Annotated in this window: 14 protein-coding genes and 1 pseudogene; 9 read left to right on the forward strand and 6 right to left on the reverse strand. The window is 59.1% G+C overall.

The genetic code is table 11. The annotated features are described in order from the left end of the window. The coding region (locus AB4Z52_RS31945; protein ID WP_442221882.1) for a transposase at positions 1 to 451 on the reverse strand (451 nt) is incomplete at its 3' end. A gap of 831 nt (positions 452 to 1,282) precedes the next feature. Here AB4Z52_RS31945 and AB4Z52_RS31950 point away from each other — a divergent pair. Together AB4Z52_RS31950 and AB4Z52_RS31955 are read left to right on the forward strand one after the other, a co-directional pair. Next, positions 1,283 to 3,103: a sensor domain-containing phosphodiesterase gene (locus tag AB4Z52_RS31950; RefSeq protein ID WP_442221883.1), complete on the forward strand. Its 1,821-nt coding sequence runs from the start codon at positions 1,283 to 1,285 to the stop codon at positions 3,101 to 3,103. An 85-nt stretch (positions 3,104 to 3,188) separates the two neighbouring features. After that, complete coding sequence (locus tag AB4Z52_RS31955; protein WP_442221884.1) at positions 3,189 to 4,154, forward strand: HD-GYP domain-containing protein; 966 nt, start codon at positions 3,189 to 3,191, stop codon at positions 4,152 to 4,154. Between the two features lie 455 nt (positions 4,155 to 4,609). On the opposite strand, the gene AB4Z52_RS31960 is transcribed toward AB4Z52_RS31955, so the two are convergent. Beyond that, a complete protein-coding gene (locus AB4Z52_RS31960) occupies positions 4,610 to 4,735 on the reverse strand; it encodes a hypothetical protein (RefSeq protein WP_442221885.1) in 126 nt (41 codons plus the stop codon). Positions 4,736 to 4,819: 84 nt separating this feature from the next. On the opposite strand from AB4Z52_RS31960, the gene AB4Z52_RS31965 reads away from it, so the two are divergent. After that, positions 4,820 to 5,248, forward strand: a complete 429-nt coding sequence (locus tag AB4Z52_RS31965) for an alcohol dehydrogenase catalytic domain-containing protein (protein WP_442221886.1) — start codon at positions 4,820 to 4,822, stop codon at positions 5,246 to 5,248. Positions 5,249 to 5,258: 10 nt separating this feature from the next. Further along, positions 5,259 to 5,786, forward strand: coding sequence for a zinc-binding dehydrogenase (locus tag AB4Z52_RS31970; protein ID WP_442221887.1), 528 nt, complete (start codon positions 5,259 to 5,261; stop codon positions 5,784 to 5,786). Positions 5,787 to 5,885: 99 nt separating this feature from the next. Here AB4Z52_RS31970 and AB4Z52_RS31975 read toward each other — a convergent pair. Both AB4Z52_RS31975 and AB4Z52_RS31980 read right to left on the reverse strand, forming a co-directional pair. Then, positions 5,886 to 6,140 (reverse strand): annotated as a pseudogene (locus tag AB4Z52_RS31975) (ISKra4 family transposase); the annotation flags it as partial. Between the two features lie 62 nt (positions 6,141 to 6,202). Continuing rightward, a complete protein-coding gene (locus AB4Z52_RS31980; protein WP_442221888.1) occupies positions 6,203 to 6,850 on the reverse strand; it encodes a glutathione S-transferase family protein in 648 nt (215 codons plus the stop codon). Positions 6,851 to 7,173: 323 nt separating this feature from the next. Here AB4Z52_RS31980 and AB4Z52_RS31985 point away from each other — a divergent pair, with 323 nt between their 5' ends. From AB4Z52_RS31985 to AB4Z52_RS32005, 5 genes are all read left to right on the forward strand, one after another. Further along, positions 7,174 to 8,064, forward strand: coding sequence for an NmrA family NAD(P)-binding protein (locus AB4Z52_RS31985; protein ID WP_442221889.1), 891 nt, complete (start codon positions 7,174 to 7,176; stop codon positions 8,062 to 8,064). Further along, positions 8,064 to 8,447 carry a winged helix-turn-helix transcriptional regulator gene (locus tag AB4Z52_RS31990; RefSeq protein WP_442221911.1) on the forward strand — a complete coding sequence of 128 codons (384 nt, stop codon included), beginning with the start codon at positions 8,064 to 8,066 and terminating at the stop codon, positions 8,445 to 8,447. Before AB4Z52_RS31985 ends, AB4Z52_RS31990 begins: the two co-directional genes overlap by 1 nt. A 471-nt stretch (positions 8,448 to 8,918) precedes the next feature. Further along, positions 8,919 to 9,224: a hypothetical protein gene (locus AB4Z52_RS31995; RefSeq protein ID WP_442221890.1), complete on the forward strand. Its 306-nt coding sequence runs from the start codon at positions 8,919 to 8,921 to the stop codon at positions 9,222 to 9,224. 16 nt (positions 9,225 to 9,240) lie between these two features. Then, positions 9,241 to 10,155: a sigma-70 family RNA polymerase sigma factor gene (locus AB4Z52_RS32000; protein WP_442221891.1), complete on the forward strand. Its 915-nt coding sequence runs from the start codon at positions 9,241 to 9,243 to the stop codon at positions 10,153 to 10,155. Between the two features lie 1,050 nt (positions 10,156 to 11,205). After that, positions 11,206 to 12,054 carry a DUF932 domain-containing protein gene (locus AB4Z52_RS32005; RefSeq protein WP_442221892.1) on the forward strand — a complete coding sequence of 283 codons (849 nt, stop codon included), beginning with the start codon at positions 11,206 to 11,208 and terminating at the stop codon, positions 12,052 to 12,054. Between the two features lie 194 nt (positions 12,055 to 12,248). Here AB4Z52_RS32005 and AB4Z52_RS32010 read toward each other — a convergent pair whose 3' ends face one another. Beyond that, complete coding sequence (locus tag AB4Z52_RS32010) at positions 12,249 to 12,365, reverse strand: hypothetical protein (RefSeq protein ID WP_442221912.1); 117 nt, start codon at positions 12,363 to 12,365, stop codon at positions 12,249 to 12,251. A 1,399-nt stretch (positions 12,366 to 13,764) separates the two neighbouring features. Continuing rightward, positions 13,765 to 14,082, reverse strand: coding sequence for a DUF982 domain-containing protein (locus AB4Z52_RS32015; RefSeq protein WP_442221893.1), 318 nt, complete (start codon positions 14,080 to 14,082; stop codon positions 13,765 to 13,767). Positions 14,083 to 14,332 lie beyond the last annotated feature (250 nt).

The following is a 14,332-nucleotide window of genomic DNA, read 5'->3' on the forward strand; positions in this document are numbered from 1 at the left end:
CCATTGACCATTGACCCGCCCCGTAGATCTTCAGCCCGGTGCTATCGACCAGAACATGAAGGGGGCCATCCGCGATAGACTGACGGTCATTGCCTTTGGCAGGTGGCCTCCCGGTTCTTGCCCGCCGGCTGAGGGTTGTGTGGTCGGGCACGGGAAGCTCCAATCCCATCAGCTTAAGCACCGAGCCCAGTAATCCTTCGCCCTGGCGGAGCGGTAACCCAAACGCCATGCCAAGCGCCAAGGTGGCCTCGATGGCGAGATCCGAATAGCGCGGCTGGCCACCACGTGTCGTGCGTCTTGGCGCAGCCCATCCGGCAAGCGCTTCCGGCGCCAGCCACAGGGTTAGACTGCCGCGACGGTGAAGGCCTGCTTCATACTCCCGCCAGTTCGTCACCTTGAACTTCATCTTGCTGATGCGATGACGGCGGGCGGCGTTATGCTTATGCGGCATGGTGTGCGGATCAATCACGCCGGTTGCGATCGCAGACCCATAGGCGGAAATCGTTGAAATTCGATCCCTGCACCAATGCTTAATGTCAGCAAACACACGTTCCAGAAATAATACTACCCATTTTTTGATTTGAATGGAAATCGGCAGCCGCGGTGACTTCGGTCTATGGTCAAAGTTCCATAATTGCGGTTACGGCCCGCTCGTGTCGTGTGCGTTCGACTCCCCGGATATGCGTTCCCGGTCTGTGCTCATAACGTCGCATAAGGTCTCAACAGGAACGCCGAAAGCATGGGAAGGCCAAATCGCGTCACATGCTGAGCCGTTCGGATTTACTGGTCCTCAGTTCTGATCCTATCAAGACCAGCCTTTCCGGCTTTTGTCGGAAAGCTCATCGGTTCGACGGAATTATGGGGTCGGCAGTTCGCATCCGCTCAAGGCGAGCAGACTGCAGGATATTTCCGTTGGCGATTATTCGGTGAGCATCACGGGGGCGGATCTCGGTCGGCGAGGAAACTTCACCCGACCTTGTCTGCCGGCCGGAACCACCATCTTCCCCGACGACATAATCGAAATCCTGCCACCGGAGCGGGACGCCAGGGCTGCAGCGAGGACCTCGCCCTGCCTTTGTTGCGGCGTCGTGCGAAAATGGACGAGGACTGTTGCGGGATCTGTGAGGAGTGCCTCCCGCCATAGCTAGATGGCAATGGAGCAGGATTGGCTCTCAAGCCTTCACACCTGGCGCGGAGGATCAGTTAGAAATGTAACTAATCCGGTAACCCGATCTGAAAGCGAGATTGGTAGAGAAATGCTTTCTTTCCGGGATGTCGCACAATGATTCTTGAGTTGCAAAATGCCGTTCTAGAAATGATCGCCACTGGAGAGCCGCTGGCGACTACGATTTCAGAGCTGTGCCTCAAGGTTGAAGCCGCGATCCCGGATGTTACCGCGTCCGTCCTGACTTTCGACGGAACTTGCCTGCATACGCTCGCGGCACCATCCCTTCCGTTTGAATATTCGCTGGCGATTGACAATCTAGTGGCAGGGCCTTTGGCAGGCTCGTGTGGCACTGCTGCATACTACGGCACATCGATTGCGGTGACGGATATCCAGAACGATCCGCGCTGGCAGGATTTCAAGTCGCTGATCCTTCCCCTCGGCTACAAGGCATGTTGGTCCAGCCCGATCAAATCCGGCGGGCGGGTGATCGGTACCTTTGCTTTTTACTACCGAGATGCATGCGGTCCAAGCGCACTCGACCAGAAGGTCGTGGATGCATGCGTGCATCTCTGTTCCATCGCGATCGATCGTGAGGAACGCGTGCGGGAGCGCCAGCGCCTGACCTATACTGACGTGCTAACGGGGTTGCCAAACAGGGCGCGTTTCGATCTGTTGCTCAGGGAAGACGTGCCTCAGTCTGACGGCAGGTGGGGCCTGCTGCTCGCGGACATTGATAACCTGAAACTCGTCAACGACACCTTTGGCCACGCCGCAGGTGACGCGCTGATCCAGGTTGTCTCGGATCGCATCAAGGCCGCCGCAGGCGAGGGATGTGCGTTCAGGTTGGGTGGCGACGAGTTCGCGGTCTTCGTCTACGATGACCAGGAGCTCGAAATTGTCGCGAGAGACATCCTTGCCGGTCTCTCATCCCCGTCCACCTGCGACGGCCACGTCGTGTTTCCTGGTGCAACGATCGGCGGCGCAGTCGCGGAGGCGGGATCACGACCAGATCAAACCCGGCAGAATGCCGATATCGCTCTTTATCATGCGAAGGAGCACTGCCGCGGCCAGTATTTCAGATTTTATCCCGGTCTGGGCACGGCACTGACGCGGCGGTTCCGGGCCATTCGAGAGGTTGGACTGGCGCTGGCTGACGATCGCATCGACGCTCACTACCAGCCTATCGTTCGCATCGACACACGCGAGGTGGTTGGCTTTGAGGCACTCTGCCGGATGACCACTCCTTCAGGCGAAGTGATTGCCGCGGCACGTTTCCATGAAGCCACGAAAGACGTCCATATCGCGGCTGAGTTGACGCAACGTATGTTGATACGGGTCGCGGCCGACATGCGCGACTGGCTCGAAAGAGGCCTGCCCTTCCAGCATGTCGGCATCAACCTGTCGGCTGCGGACTTTCGCGGCGGCAACCTGCGCGAGCGACTGTGCCGAATTTTTTCCGAGGCCGAGGTTCCCCTCGACCATGTCATCCTCGAGGTAACGGAGTCCGTCTACCTGGGTCAAAGGGATCATGTGGTCGCAGACGAGATTAACGCGTTGCGTGCGGAAGGTCTGAAGGTCGCTCTCGATGACTTTGGAACCGGCTACGCCTCGCTCACGCACCTTCTCACAGTACCGGTCGACATCATCAAGATCGATAAGTCCTTCATTCACAGGATGGTGCCGGGAGATGCCGGTGTGTTCATCGTTGAAGGTCTCTTGGGAATTGCCCGCAACCTCGGGATACGCGTGGTAGCGGAAGGCATCGAAACAGAGTTTCAAGCGGATCAGCTTGGGAAACTTGGGGGCAAACTGGGACAGGGATATCTGTTTTGGAGGGCGGTCGATCGGCAAAAAGCCGCCGAGATCTTGCGGGCACATGGCCAGCGCGTCGCCGCTCCGCAGGTCGCCTACGAACGTCGTGAGTATCTGGTTTGAGAGCGAGGCAAGCGATCCGCTCGATCTCGTATGGTGCCGTCCGTCATGTCGATGTTCAATATTGATATCAATTTAAGGGCTGGGAATGCGTAAGCGAATTCAGGTCAATCAATTGCGAGTCGGAATGTTTGTTGAGGATGTGGAGCTCGGCGGACACTCGACGGCATCCCAATTCAATCCGTTTCTGGTCTCTTCGGCAACTGAAATAAGACGGATCACGGCAAGCCATGTCATGAGCGTCGTCATCGATATCGCAAAAGGAGTTGACGTTGATCGCGCTGTGCCGTCCTTGGCGCAAGACCATCAGGCCGGGTTCAATGGCCGGCTGCTGACCGTTTTCTCGGCGAGCGAAATTTCTCAGGCAAGGCGGGCTATCGGGGAAATCGGGCCGCATCTCCAGCAGGTGCTTGCTGATGCCCGGATCCGCAGTAGCTTCGCCAATGACTCGGCAGGCTCCGCGGTTGAACGCATCATGGCGACGACCTTTGAAAACGCTGGCGCATTGATCGCTGTCGCCAAGCTGAAAGAAAAGGACGAGGTGACCTTCCTTCATTCGCTGGCGGTAAGCGCGCTCATGGTGACGTTCGGCCGTAGCCTCGGCCACTGCGAGGACGACGTACGCCTGCTTGGTCTTGGAGGACTGGTTCACGATCTAGGAAAAGTCCTCCTACCGGAGACGATCCTGACGAAAACGGGAAAACTGTCCGCTGAAGAGATGGAACTCGTTCGTGGTCACCCGGAACGGGGCTATAAAATGGTGGCGGCCGCGGGCGAGGTTCCCGCGCAGGTGCTCGACGTCTGCCGATACCACCACGAAAAAATTGACGGCTCCGGTTATCCTGGCCGGCTTCTGGGCAGGAAAATTCCATATGTTGCGCGCCTTGCGGCTATCTGCGACGTTTACGAGGCGCTCACGACGATCAGGCCCTATAAGCGGGCCTTCTCCCAGGCCGAAGCCATCAAGATGATGATGAACTCACCTGGCCATTTCGACGGTAAGCTTCTATCGGCGTTTGTCTCGAAGATGGTGATCAGCGGAACGCTTCATTGAGGCTTCGACAATGGATCGACGCATTGACTTGACGGAAGCCTTTCCACCGCACACGACGTCGTTGCCGACATCCGCCAGTATGATACGATCTATCCGGACTTTCCAATCTAGGGGATGACAGCGCTGCCTGTCATCCGCTCGTTTCTCGTTGTGCATGATCTGTCGGCGAAGTCGGTCCATCCGTTCATCACTCATGGAGGGTATGACCTTGGAGACAGCATTGAGGCCTTAAGGTCTCTTTCGCCGCGCTCGCCTTTTTGATGGAGGCGGATCATGAACGAAGGAGCTGGATCAGGTTAAACGCTGGCTGGGGACGGTCGTCGGCGTCTGAGAAACGTCTTGGACTGTACGCCTTTCCCTATTCGTCCAATACGTCAGCCAGATCGGTCTTAGTCGGCTTCTTAAAATAACCAGGTCTAGCTTGCCATCCTCAGTAACATCCGCGAGCGGCTGAGCTATCCGAGGCGGCCAAGCGAGCGACAGAGAATGGTGGCGATCTGGCGCCATTTTTCGATCTTCCCGGCCTTTTCCCACCAGCGCTCAAGACCGACCACGCCTGGCACCATCGCGTCCGTTCGCATCTGAAAACCATTCAGGCAGAATAAACGATATTCCTGGGCGACTCTCGTGGAGTGTCGCGCCAGACAAACCGAAGCGGAGAAAACATGGTCACGATATCGGTACTGGAGCCCCATAAGCTCGCCATAGATCAGCGCGAGGTACAGCCGCCGGCCGAAGGGGAGGTCGCAATCCAGGTCATCAGGGCCGGCATCTGCGGCTCGGATATGCATATTCCCCATGGTTCAAATCCCTTTGTCACCTATCCTCGGATCATAGGCCACGAGTTCGCTGGCATCGTCACGGCGCTTGGTCGCGGCGTCACTCATCTTGCGATCGGCGATCATGTGGTCGCTGACCCGGTGATATCCTGCGGGAGATGCCATCCATGCCGCATCGGCCGCTCGAATGTATGTGCGAAGCTGCAGGTCATCGGCGTTCACCGCGACGGTGGCTTCCGGTCAGTCGCGATCGTGCCACAGGAAAACGCCGTCAAGATTTCGCCGTCTCTGGGAGCGCACGGAATGCAGCGCTGACGACGTTGTGATGATCTACGGCGCCGGCACCGTCGGCATTACGGTACTTCAAGTGGCGAAGATGCAAGGCGCACGCTGCATCATTGCCGATATCGACCGGCAGCGCCTGGAGCGGGCCCTGGAATTTGGCGCCGATGTCGTCCTCAACTCGAGGGAAAAATCGGTGCCCGCCGAAGTAGCCGGCGAGATGGATGGTCTAGGCCCATCGGTCGTCATCGATGGCGCAGGAATTCCGGCACTGCTGGACGAAGCCTGCCGCATAGCCGGACCGGCAGGTCGCATTGGGCTCCTCGGTTTCTCGGCGGCACCATGCAATGTCAGCCAGCAAGAAATCGTCCGCAAGGAGCTGAGCCTTGTCGGCTCGCGCCTGAACAGGCGTTTCATCCCCGAGGTCGTGCGATGGCTCGAAGCGGGCAATCTGAAGCCGCAGGATATGATTACCCAGACATTCGCGGCGGCCGATGCTCCCCAGGCCTTCGAGCTTGTCGAGAAACATCCGGAGCAGACACTGAAAGTCCAACTGGCTTTCGATGCCTGATGGGAGTTGCGGTATCTGATGGCGAGTGCATGATCGAGCTGTCTAGCGACGGGCCTGACAGTTGGAGGTCGTCTTAGGGGAGCATGAGGATTTGGGTGGTCATGCGGCGCGAGCGGTTTCTCTGTACTCGTGATTGTCGTTCGACATGCCGGGATACCACTGCCGAAAGGTTGAGCGCAGAGAGCCGTCAAGGGTCTGCGTGCGGGTTTGCAGCAGGAGATGCGCGCCGATCCTACTCCACTGCATCTGCTGTTTCTTGGCGAAACGCTTGGAGATGACGGCGTTGACGGTGGCCTCGACGAACGCCGAGGAGATGTGCTCGCCAGACCGATAGCGCTCGCCGTAATTGATCAGAAGGACGCCGAAATCGAGAGCGATTTCGGCTGCTATGGTGACCATTCTCAAGCTTGCGCGCGTCACTCCGCAGCTTTTCCGGTTGCCCACGGGTCCGTCGATACTACGCTAGAGCGGTCGGCGTGCTGCAGCATATATCTTGTCAGCTGCAGGTTCGCGGCCAGCGCGGCAGATCCCTCAGGAAACAGCCGGACGGCGGCGAGTGTAGAGATCAGTAGCGCATCGGCGAACGTGAAGCGGCCGGCAGCGAGATATCCTGTTTCACCCACTCGCGCGTCGAGTACCGCTAGCAATTCGTGCATCTTGGGAAGCGCCGCCTCCACAGCGCGAGGATCGACCGCGCCGTCCGCAGTCTCGGGAAATAGGTGTGCGAAGATATATTTCCGCACCAGAATCGGATCGGCCGAGGTAGCGATAATGGAAGACCATTGCTGGATTTCTGCCGTTTCGGCGGCTGTTTTGCCACGCCCCATCAACGTGTCTGGGAAAGCATGGTCGAGATAGTCGACGATTGCCGCCGATTCCGCGATCGTAAGGTCCCCATGCCGAAGCACGGGAATCTTTCCCAGCGGATGGATCGCCGAAACCTCGGGCGTCTTCGGTCGCGATGGATGATAGTCGTGATCGATCGCCTTCTCCGCGCACACGATGCGCACAGCACGGGCGAAGTTGCTTTGGGGGAAGCCAAATATCTCGGGCTTGGGATTCATTTCGGTCTTACTCCAAGGTTTGGTTGAATTCTGAGCCGTTTGGCGGGAGTGGTCGCGTGCCAGCCATCACGTCCCTCCATCAATCTAGACGTTTGCAGGCGTTCAAAGGATTCCAGGCGGCGTAAGGTCGACCATTCTCGTCTCAACGCAAACAGCAGACGTTTGTCGCTCCCCCATGGATTCTGGTCGGCGGAAGCCAGGCACGTCGATTGCCGGAACCTGGTTCGGAGAGAAAAAGCAACCGTCACCCGAATCCTTTCCGACCGTGGCATCGTCTCACCGGCAGCGGGTGTTGTTCCCGGACGATCCGACCAGGAGGCAAGATGCAGTTGGTTACAGGCGCGGCAGGCATGAACGGCCGAACTACAGTTGCGGAATTCGTAGGCGCTGGGTTGCCAGTTCGCGCTCTTGTTCGAAGCGCGGCAAGCGCGGTGCGGGCGGGGCTTAACCGCATTCCTGGGGTGGAGGTGGTGGAAGGCGACATGATGAATGTCGCGATAGGCGACGCAGTACTCGATGGCGTCGAGCGCGTCCTCATGATCTCGTCGGGGGCGCCGGATATGGTGGAGACGCAATGCCGGTTCGTCGATTCGTGCAGGAAGGCAGGCGTTCAGCACGTCATTAAGTTTTCAGGGGCCGAGTCGGGCATCGGATTCGACCCGTCGAAATTCCGCTTCACCCGTATGCACGAGGAGATCGAGGACTATCTCGAAGCGTCGGGAGTGGCGTGGACGCATGTCCGCCCCTCGCAGTTCATGCAGGTCTATCTTCGCGAGGCGCCGGACATCACTGCCCGAAACATGATTCGACTGCCGTTCGCCGACATCACGCTCTCGCCAGTGGACGCACGCGACATCGCGAAAGTGAACTTCAACCTGCTGCGCATGGGCGGGCATGAGATGGAGAGCCTGGATATGACCGGTCCGGAGGCGCTGACCATGGCCGACGTGGCGGAGCGCATCTCGATCGCGATCGGGCGGAAAGTCACCTACAAACCGATCACGCCGGAGGAGCGCCGTGGCGCCCTTCTGGCCAGTGGTGTTCCCGCCGGCTTCGTCGACGCGCTCGACGAGCAACTTATTGAGAGACTGAAACGCCCCGAGTCGAAGGTCGACCTCGCGACCCACCAGGCATTCGGCGTTCGGCCGACGACATTTGTTGAATTCGCAGCGGATCACGCCGCCGCGTTCCGCGGCGAGTCGGTCGCGAGATGATGCTTTTATCGGCGCGCCAACTGCCAGCGACCCCGCACGACCCGCTTGCGGTAGCACTCACCATATCGGGAGGTCGATCGACATTCAGGCTCGTGGTCGCGCTGATGGACGGCCCGCTTCGGTTCAGCCGGATCAGGGCCGCGCTCCCAGGGATCAGCGCAAACATCCTGACCAATCGGCTCCGTACGCTTGAGGCGGTCGGCCTGATCGAGGTGCAGCCCATCGGTGGCAGTGGCATGAAAAGATCTTATGCATTGACGATATGGGGCGCGGAACTCGGCGCCACTCGGGAGGCGATCGTCGGCTGGACGAGGCAGAACAAAGCTCGGCGAGAACAGTGCTGGAGCCGGCCTCTGCTACCTAGCAACGCGCGGCCTCGTTGACTGCGCGTAGCATGAAGACCTAATAGTTAGACACACTCATGACATGACGATCGTCACACACGCCGGGCTGCCGAGGGCGCTCCTGACGATCGGAAGCTCGCTGAGGCCTTGCGGTATCTCGGAGCGCGGGCGCGGTTCGCGGTCTGGGACGACGATGACGTCGATTGGTCAGCCGGCGCCATAACGGTGGTTCGATCCGCTTGGGACTACTATCGCGAGCCGGCCCGCTGGCTGTCATGGATATGACCGAACGTGATCCTCGACCCGGGGGGAGGACGATGCTTTTTGGCGGCGATGACCGGAAATGATCTCGTGCCTGGAACTGATGGACGCAGTCGTTTATTTCTCGCCGCACGAGACTATCTGTCAGTGCAAGGAATCCTTTGACGGTGCGGCATCGTCATAGGGATGACGGGCACGTAGCGCAGCGATCGGATCCTGCGTGGCCCGCGCGCTCGGAAGGAGCAGGCAATGAAGCACTCCATTATCAGCTACACCATCAAACCCGAGTACGTCGAGGATAACGTCCGGCTCATCCGCGCGGTGTTCGACGAACTGAATGCCAATGAGCCGGACGGCCTGCGCTACACGTCGCTTCGCGGTGACGGTGGCCGGTTCGTCCACATCGTCGAGCGGGCCGAGGGATCTCCCGAATTGGCCGAGTTCGAGGCGTTCCGCGCCTTTCAGATGAATTTCGGCGAACGGTGCCTGGTCCGTCCGGAAGTCAGCCACCTCGCAGTGGTGGGGTCGTACGCAATGATGCACGATGCGTCTTGAGGGTCGAATCTTTCAGATGGCGCAACCTACAGAAGAGGAAGGTGAACGCCGAGTGAGCTTCAACAGGCTCCTGGGCGAGATACGTCCGAAGCTCCACCGCTACTGCTCGCGGATGGCCGGCTCCGCTGTCGATGGTGAGGACATCGTGCAAGACGTGCTCGTGAAGGCTGTCGGGGCTTTCGAGGGCGCGTGGATCGACAATATCGAAAGCTGGCTCTTCAGGATCGCGCATAACACCGCGATAGATTTCCTCCGTCGCCGGAGGCGTCAGGATGAGTTCTCCTCCGACGAGGACCCGGACATGACTATTGACCAAACATCGTCTGCGGACATTCGGTATGTCGCCGCCGAGAGCCTAAGGACCTTCATGCAGCTTCCCGTCGCGCAGCGTGGGTGCGTCATCTTGATGGATGTATTAGGCTATTCGCTCCAGGAGGTCGCGCGCACGACCGGATTAAGTATTCCGGCAGTGAAGGCCGCCCTTCACCGGGGTCGCACTCGGCTGCGTGAGATCACCGGTGAGCCGGACGTTGGCGCCGTTCCTGCTCTCGGCCAAGAGGACCTGAGACGCCTTTCGATCTATGTCGAGCGTTTCAATTCGCGCGACTTCGACGCCGTGCGCGACATGCTTGCTGACGACGTTCGGCTCGAGCTGGTGGCACGCAGCAGCAGGGAGGGACGCGATCAGGTGTCGCGATATTTCCATAATTATAGCGGTGTGCACGACTGGCGCTTCGTGCCCGGCCTCATTGACCGACGGCCCGCGCTGCTGGTGATCGATCCTGCTGATCTGACTGTCCGTCCGACCTATTTCATACTCGTCGAATGGTCGGGCGATGTCGTCGTGGGCATCCGGGATTTCCGGCACGCCCGCTACGCGGCCGAATCTGCCGAGATGGTGATGTTCGGATCGGCGGCGGGTTCATCATGAGCCGGTCGCCGACCTGGGACATAGCGATGAACCGAGGTGCCTTTGGAGGTCGCCGATGACCGGTGATGTCGTCCACTGTGTCCACTCCTTGCTCGAACTGTAACGCTCGGCCGTCAGGGCCAAGGACATCAATGCGTTCGCCCGACTGTATGCCGACGAAGTGCGTGTGTTCGACGCGTGGGGCACCTAGTCCTATTCAGGGGCCGCGGCGTGGCGCACAGTCGTCGCAGGATGGTTTGGTTCGCTCGGAACCGACACCGTTGAGGTTCTCTTCTCGGAAACCAGGATCGAAGCTAGCGTGGATATGGCGACGGTGAACTCGATCGTCAGCTATAGCAAGCTGCCTGTAAAGTGCGCTGGTCGCGTTGGACGCAAAATCAATGGCGGAGGCACTTCAGAAAATGACCCTTTCCGATTGATTGGAAAGCGGCACCGACGCTCTTGCCGCTGAAGAAGCGGTGGACCTGCAGTTGCTCGGCGTCGCTCGGACGATTCCGGCAACGACGGCATCGAACTCCTGCCACGAACGCGACAGGGTAAAGGCTTACGCCACAGATGTCATCGCCCGACTCTTCAACCTGGTTGCGAAAAAGGGCTCATAGCCTTCCGTAGAATATTTGGGTGGCCGTATCCGTGAGCCACCGCCCGGTTTGGGCGGCCGCGCTCTCTGCCGCAGGCACGGAGCCAGCCTTCGGCCGTCTCCGCCGATTCCGGACACGATCGCTTGTCCAGTCGCGTGCTGCGCACCGACACGGAGGCCCGTTCCGGACCGCTTTGCTTGTATCCCCCCCCATGACAGCGGTGACCGGGCCGGTCAAGTGGCCCGTGAAGGCGGCCCATCTTCCGCGCCAGTCCGCAAGCGGACCCGAAAAGATGCGCAGCCTTCCGCTCCACGCCGCTTGACAGTTCCGTTCTCCGCCGTGGGGCGGGCTCAAGCCCTCCCCCCTCTGTCCGGGGGAATGTCAGAGGCCATTCCCCCGGAAAGACCGGGGAGGCTTCGCCCGAAAGGGGCCTTTCCCTTCGGGAAACGGGAAAATCAGGAGACAGAAAATGAGCATCTACACGCAGACCGCCCGTTTTGACACCGGCCGCGCCCTAACTGAAACCGAAATGCGCCACACCGCACCGTCGATCTTTGCCGTGACCGCGCATGAGAGCCGGTCCGAGCGTTTCAAACCCATCCCGACCATCGAGGTATTGCGGGGCCTGATGCAGGAGGGCTTTATGCCGGTCGGCGCCAAGCAGTCACGCAGCCGCGCAGAAGGTAAGGCAGATTTTACCAAGCATCTCATCCGCTTGCGCCGCTTCGACGACGGCAAGGCCTACAATGTCGGGGACACCGTTTGCGAGATCTTGCTCAAGAACGCCAATGACGGGACGAGCGCCTACGAGCTTATGGCCGGGCTTTTCCGCGTTCGTTGCCTCAATTCTTTGGTGACCCAGACCGGCACCATCGACGCGATCAAAGTTCGCCATTCCGGCGATGTGCAGCACAAGGTCATCGAAGGCACCTATCGAGTTCTCGGCGAGGCCGAACGCACCCTTGCCGCCCCGCAGGATTGGTCGACCTTGCGGCTGAACCATGAGGAAGCCGATATTCTCGCGGACGCCGCCCATGTCCTGCGCTTCGGTGACAACGAAGGCGAGACGACCACGCCGATCAAGGCGCAACAGTTGCTTGCTCCCCGCCGCCATGACGACCGTGCCAACGATCTTTGGACCGTCTGGAATGTGGTTCAGGAAAACGCCATCAAAGGCGGGTTGCATGGTGTTGGCCGTGACAATCTCGGCCGGCCGCGCCGTGTGAAGTCCCGCGCTGTGACCGGCATTGATCAGGATATCAAGCTCAACAAGGCCCTTTGGCTCCTCGGCGAAAGGATGGCGGCGCTGAAGGCGTGAGCAGGTAAGCAAATGCGCCGCCGACGCAGGCGGCGCAACGCCCTCGCGCTCTGTCTCTTTGTATTGCAAGGTGATGACCCTTGGCCACCGATGCTTGCCGTTTGCCTGTCCCTTACCGCTATCCAAGCGGCGCGTACCAGGACGAGGGATGCCCCGAAGCCCCATCCCTCGAACTCCCTTCCCGCCCGTGAAATTCAGGATTTCGGGGACAGATCGTCCTGATCGCCGGTCTGATCGAGCTGGTCGCGTATATAGGCCTCGATGTAGTCGAAGACCTTGACCGCGCCGGCATCCGTCTCGATCAGATCGATTGGGCGACGGCCGCCGAGTTGCGCTCTGCCTGCGCGCCCACTTCAGGACTTCGCCCTCGGTGCGCAGCACCGGTCGGGCCATCTCCAACACCCTCGCGAGGTGATGCGGCTTCGCATACCATGAATGCGGTTTGACGCTGGCCCGTCGACGCCCGGGGGACGACATCCGGCAATTGCGACGTCCGCAACTCGTCGTCGGAGATAGCCAAGCCTCGCGCGCAGACATCGGCCGCAAATGGTTTCCGCAACTCGACGCACCGCCTTCGCGTCGATGCGTGTCTGCTCAAAACCTGTGGATGGGCCTCAGGCCGATGACCGAGAGCAAGGGTCCGATGAACACCACGCGCAGAGCGCATCATCATCACATCATCGGCCAGTTATAGGTTGGTTGAACACCAAGCTCCGCACCCACACGAGGCTAAAACAATCTAAAGCACCCTGGCCGGACAAATTTGTTAAGGCGCGTGCTGGTCGCTAACACGTTTCCGGTGCTTAAGCGTCTTTTCACCGGTTGATCGCCGACGGGCAATAGTTTCTCTGAAATGATACTTGAATGGCCTCGCGTCGCCTGATTACCTCCAACGACAACGAGATGCTTCTCGTCTTCGAAGCATCTGAAGATTGCGACATGACCTAGTCCAATATTTTCCCCGGTAGTGGGGCTGAAGCAGGTGAAGACTGCCAGGTCACCCTCCTGGGGGGACTCGACAGCGCCAAAGGCTGGCGACAGGAACGACTGCGACGATGCGCTCGAGCTGCCGGTCCCTCCGTTGCGGCGGATGCAGAAATTGATGAAGGCAGCGCACCACGGAATGGGATCGTTCGGTAGATATAGCGTCGTAACCTCGAAAAATCCCCGCAATGAGAGGATTGATCGGTGCGGGTGGCGGTGGTTGCGAGACGCTTGCCGGCTTGCGTTCGAAGTAGCCGTCAAGGAAGCTTTGCGCGATGTCGATCGCACGCGGTCCGGTTGGCGTTAGCGCAAGAATGCGACGAGCTTGCTTGAACTCCGGCAGCGCCGGAGCGGAGTGTCAAAAGCGCGGATGTGGTGTAGTTGTCTGGGGAGGTGGATACTGAAGCTGAACGATAATCTCGCAACCAGTTTTACGTCCAAGCGCTACCTCAGACCTTAGAACCGGAACGGCTACCATCATCGCCAGAAGCGCTCGCCGTGTAATCATACGATAGCATCGATAAGAACGTTGGAATGCGCTTGGCCATTACTTGTCTTTAAGCCGCGAAGAGAAGAATGGTTCGACGGGCGCCGGCGCACTAAGGTCCTACTTCTCGGGGCGCTAACACTTGCAAGCTGGACCGGGGCTATGATGCCCGTCTTTGGCGCCGAACGCCCTCGCCCTGCTGGCTTATCTTCCTTCGATAAACGAGCTTTCACCGCGGGCTAGGCCAACAAATCGGCTTCGACGCAGGCGGCAATGAATATATCGCGTGCAAAGTCGGGCGGTTCTCTCCGATTGGTGGCTGCAGTACAAGCTCGCAGGGCGTTTGAGTAGCGCAAGCTATTTTGCATTGGCCAACCAGATCGAAGATATTCAACCGCAGCCTCCGGCCCAAAAATGGTTTCGCCACGGCCGTTTCCTATCGTAACATGTACCGGCGCACTCCAATATACCGGGGCGGACGTTCTTGCTTCACTTTTCATTGGTAGGCTCCTCCTGAAGCCTGTTTGTAAACGGCGAGAAGAAGCGAAACGTTCCATGATATGCTCGCTAAAGCCCTTTAAGAGCTGCCTCCAATTTACCCAGGCCGGCGTTGTTGCCCCAAGGCACCGGCGATCTGTTCCGAACTGCGCGTCAATACATCGCTCCTATCCCCACGTGGCCATGAGGCCGATTGTGAGCGCAATCGCTGCAAGCAACAACAGACTTGAGATATAGACTGCCTTGGTAGCTTTCGATGCGTGCATGGTGTCACCAAAATTTCCAACAGATCGCTTTGCTCATCGGAAA

It is taken from the genome of Rhizobium sp. 2YAF20 (genome assembly GCF_052114685.1).
Taxonomy (GTDB): domain Bacteria; phylum Pseudomonadota; class Alphaproteobacteria; order Rhizobiales; family Rhizobiaceae; genus Rhizobium.

Coding starts and splice junctions, on each gene's coding strand:
- AB4Z52_RS31950 (WP_442221883.1), top strand. CDS start 1,283: ATGATTCTTGAGTTGCAAAATGCCGTTCTAGAAATGATCGCCACTGGA.
- AB4Z52_RS31955 (WP_442221884.1), top strand. CDS start 3,189: ATGCGTAAGCGAATTCAGGTCAATCAATTGCGAGTCGGAATGTTTGTT.
- AB4Z52_RS31960 (WP_442221885.1), bottom strand. CDS start 4,735: ATGCGAACGGACGCGATGGTGCCAGGCGTGGTCGGTCTTGAGCGCTGG.
- AB4Z52_RS31965 (WP_442221886.1), top strand. CDS start 4,820: ATGGTCACGATATCGGTACTGGAGCCCCATAAGCTCGCCATAGATCAG.
- AB4Z52_RS31970 (WP_442221887.1), top strand. CDS start 5,259: ATGATCTACGGCGCCGGCACCGTCGGCATTACGGTACTTCAAGTGGCG.
- AB4Z52_RS31980 (WP_442221888.1), bottom strand. CDS start 6,850: ATGAATCCCAAGCCCGAGATATTTGGCTTCCCCCAAAGCAACTTCGCC.
- AB4Z52_RS31985 (WP_442221889.1), top strand. CDS start 7,174: ATGCAGTTGGTTACAGGCGCGGCAGGCATGAACGGCCGAACTACAGTT.
- AB4Z52_RS31990 (WP_442221911.1), top strand. CDS start 8,064: ATGCTTTTATCGGCGCGCCAACTGCCAGCGACCCCGCACGACCCGCTT.
- AB4Z52_RS31995 (WP_442221890.1), top strand. CDS start 8,919: ATGAAGCACTCCATTATCAGCTACACCATCAAACCCGAGTACGTCGAG.
- AB4Z52_RS32000 (WP_442221891.1), top strand. CDS start 9,241: ATGGCGCAACCTACAGAAGAGGAAGGTGAACGCCGAGTGAGCTTCAAC.
- AB4Z52_RS32005 (WP_442221892.1), top strand. CDS start 11,206: ATGAGCATCTACACGCAGACCGCCCGTTTTGACACCGGCCGCGCCCTA.
- AB4Z52_RS32015 (WP_442221893.1), bottom strand. CDS start 14,082: ATGGAACGTTTCGCTTCTTCTCGCCGTTTACAAACAGGCTTCAGGAGG.